Source organism: Pararhizobium sp. LjRoot255, assembly GCF_964252905.1.
Classification (GTDB): Bacteria; Pseudomonadota; Alphaproteobacteria; order Rhizobiales; family Rhizobiaceae; genus Pararhizobium.
Genome location: NZ_CAXUPQ020000012.1, coordinates 1 through 2,397, shown reverse-complemented (window position 1 = coordinate 2,397; position 2,397 = coordinate 1). Strand labels below are relative to the sequence as shown.

Annotated in this window: 3 protein-coding genes; 2 read left to right on the top strand and 1 reads right to left on the bottom strand. The window is 56.1% G+C overall.

The window, feature by feature from the left end:
• Positions 1–237: 237 nt before the first annotated feature.
• Entirely contained in the window at positions 238–1,008 is a 771-nt protein-coding gene (locus ACSQ2W_RS27305; RefSeq protein ID WP_436089299.1) for an SDR family NAD(P)-dependent oxidoreductase, read from the top strand.
• 195 nt (positions 1,009–1,203) lie between these two features.
• Entirely contained in the window at positions 1,204–1,887 is a 684-nt protein-coding gene (locus tag ACSQ2W_RS27300) for a TetR/AcrR family transcriptional regulator (RefSeq protein ID WP_436089298.1), read from the top strand.
• A gap of 230 nt (positions 1,888–2,117) precedes the next feature.
• On the opposite strand, the gene ACSQ2W_RS27295 is transcribed toward ACSQ2W_RS27300, so the two are convergent.
• The gene (locus tag ACSQ2W_RS27295) at positions 2,118–2,351 is read right to left on the bottom strand and encodes a hypothetical protein (RefSeq protein ID WP_436089297.1); all 234 of its coding nucleotides are present in this window, start codon (positions 2,349–2,351) and stop codon (positions 2,118–2,120) included.
• Positions 2,352–2,397 lie beyond the last annotated feature (46 nt).

Here is a 2,397-nt window from a genome sequence, read left to right as displayed (position 1 = left end):
CGCGGCAGACCTGCCGGCAAAGGTCACTTTGCGCAGCCTGCCGGCGGTCGGGCACATGCCGCAAATGGAGGCATCCGCAACCGTCAACGAAGCCATCCTGGAAAATATCCAGAAGGCTTGAGAACCATCGGGTTTGCTCGATCAGTTATTCAGGCAGTCTATCGGAAATACGCGGTGCGTCACGTGCCGACTGGTAACTGTCCCTCGGTAAAACATAGAAAAAGGAAGGCATTTGTCGTGAGCAATTATAGCGGTAAGGTGGTGGTCATCACTGGCGCGGGATCCGGAATGGGACGTGCCATGGTCAGCGAATTTGTATCCAGGGGAGCCTACGTTGCCGCTCTGGACATCAATCTGGCTCGAGCTGTCGAAACGGTCGAAAAACTTTCTACACCAGACAGGGGGTATCCACTACAGGCAGACGTGAGCGACGCCGGAAGCGTTGAAAGTGCTGTCAAAGCAGTCATCGAGCGCTGGGAAAGAGTTGATCTTCTTTGCAACAACGCGGGGATTCTTGATGGACATGCTCCCGCTCACGAGGTCAGCCTCGAGGAGTGGAACAGGGTCCTGGCTGTCAATCTTACCGGCCCCTTCCTGATGGCGCGGGCCGTCATTCCGCATATGCTTTCGCAGGGCAAGGGTGCAATCATCAACACGTCGTCAACCTCTGGGTTCAGTGCAGCGGGCGGGGGGTCGGCTTATACCGCTTCCAAGCATGGTGTGATTGGCTTAACGCGCCAGCTGACCTTTGAATACGGTGCACGCGGGATCCGCGTGAACGCGATTTGCCCCGGAGCCACCGCAACGCCCCTGGCTTTACCGGAGCACAATGCGGCGTCACCTGACATGGATCTTGCAATCAGCAAGGTTCCTGCGCGTCGCTGGTGCCAGCCGGAGGAAATCGCAAAACTGGCGGCCTTTCTCGGCAGCGACGACGCCGATTACGTTCATGGAAGCGCCTATGTGATGGATGGTGGATGGCTTACGGCTGCGCGAGACCCGTTTTGAAATAGCTCTTTGCGCCCGCTGGGCCTGACGCGCTGCGTTCGGCCCGGCCCGCCTCTGACGCTGTGGCCTGGTACCGAACGCCGCTTTCCGATGTTGGCATCAATCTGGAGCAACTGAAAGTGCTTGCGCCGCTGGAACCAGTTGACTCGAAAGATGTCGCGCGATTCACTGCATGGCCACTGTAAGGATTATGTAATGAGCCTTCCGCCTCGTGTGATGACTGCGCGCAATCTATTCAGGCAGCATCTGGATCAACGCGATTGGTCTGACTTGACCCCGGGCCGCCGGCGCATTCTGGAGGTATTCTTAAAGCTCGCAACCGTCAAAGGTTATTCCGCCGTGACGATGCGGCTGCTCGCTAAGGAAACCAGTGTCAAGGCTTCCAGCATCTACTTCCATTTTCCCGGCGGGCGCAGTGAGATCGTCGCGGAGTCGCTGCGCTGGCACTACAGCAACTGGGGATACGCTGTTCTTGAGGCGATCGACAGAACGAGCAACGTCAATGAGTTCTGGGATGCATTGGTTGTCACAGCCGCAAAGCGGCAGATATCTCATCCCGCGAGCGATCTATGGGATCTCCTTGTCCGAATGGATCGCATTGGAGGGTTCTTGGAACTCGAATTCCGTCACGAGATCGATCACTGGTTGGATCTTTGTGCGGGCCTGTTTGAGACGGCAGCAGAGGAGATGGGGTATCTTCCCAGTAAACGCGCCGTTCGCGCCATAATGGCGCTGCTTGATGCAGCAAGTACCTGGTGCGAATGGTCGGGCGATCAAGACGAGCTTGAGGCATGTGCCGACCAGGCCGTATTGCTGTCACGGACGATCTTAACGTCGCAGAAGAAGATTGCCCGAGCCGTCCGTAGCCGCGCTGTATGACAAAACCAGGTTTGCTTTCATTAATCGATGTCAACAGCCTATATTCTTCCCGGATTTTTGCCGCTCAATGTCCCCTCGGATTGAAACGCCTGTTTGGATTCGCAAACAAAAGGGGAGGAACGCGATGTCGCCGATGGGATCGGGGCTTGCGACGGTACAGCCGCCTTTAAATGCCGTAAAATGCCTTCGGAAAACGTCCAGAGGAACATCAGCTACGCCGGCGCCCGACCTCAGCTCCCCCAGCGGTGTAAGCCAGCCTTATCCTGATCATCGCCACCAAGAACAATATGTTTGAATGCAGCTAGTTTCGCCTGGGCCTGAAGGCTTTGCATTTCGCTTAAAATGTTGCCCTCAAGCGCGACGAATTTCGCAACCGCCCGCAGGTTCAATACCGTTGCGAAACTCAGCGCGAGCGCGATGAGAAAGATGACCTGATCACGAGAAATAATGCCGTAGTAGCGCATCGATATTCCCCCTTGTTTTCGATCATCTTACGCTTCCCGAAACCAG

What these genes read in the sequence shown, in the direction of transcription:
- ACSQ2W_RS27300 (WP_436089298.1), top strand. Translation starts at nt 1,204, where the DNA reads ATGAGCCTTCCGCCTCGTGTGATGACTGCGCGCAATCTATTCAGGCAG.
- ACSQ2W_RS27295 (WP_436089297.1), bottom strand. Translation starts at nt 2,351, where the DNA reads ATGCGCTACTACGGCATTATTTCTCGTGATCAGGTCATCTTTCTCATC.